The sequence below is a fragment of the Vibrio sp. 1069 genome, from assembly GCF_033340555.1.
Genome location: NZ_JAWOWP010000952.1, coordinates 1 through 516, shown reverse-complemented (window position 1 = coordinate 516; position 516 = coordinate 1). Strand labels below are relative to the sequence as shown.

Sequence of the window (516 nt, the reverse complement as noted above, 5' to 3'; positions counted from 1 at the left end):
CGTGACGGTATCGGCACCATCACTGCTCAGTAAGCGATGACGACTATCCGGCGTATAAGCGCTGGTGTTCGCTACTTGGATAAGCTTACCCATAGGCGATTCCAAGAAAGCGCTGCGCTCTTGCTTAAACTCTTGTTTCACCGCGGCAAGCTGGCGTTCATCAACCTTGATTTCGGTCGAAAGGTTGTACAAGCCATTCAAAGCTTCAACTAGACGATTTTTTTGCGTCGTAACCTGAACGCCATGCACTGTTGGCTCGAGTATTGGACCAAAAGCGATGTTGTTCGTACGTAAATAGGCATCCAGCTCTGAGCCAGAAAACTCTCCTAATCCACTGCGAACGGCGGTCATGGCAGCCAGTTCGTAGGCTGGATAAAGCGATTTATCTAGGGCTGCTTTACCCCCTTGGCTAGTGAAGTAGATGTAAGCGCGGCCACCGGCTTTTGCGTCTTTTTGGAACCAAACATCCACACCGTTTGATAAGGTGTAAACCTGAAAACCACCCGGAGCTTGACG

The 516-nt window shown here is 50.0% G+C and carries 1 pseudogene; it reads right to left on the bottom strand.

Annotated elements, in window-relative coordinates:
- A pseudogene (locus R7040_RS29990) lies at positions 1 to 516 on the bottom strand (insulinase family protein); the annotation flags it as partial.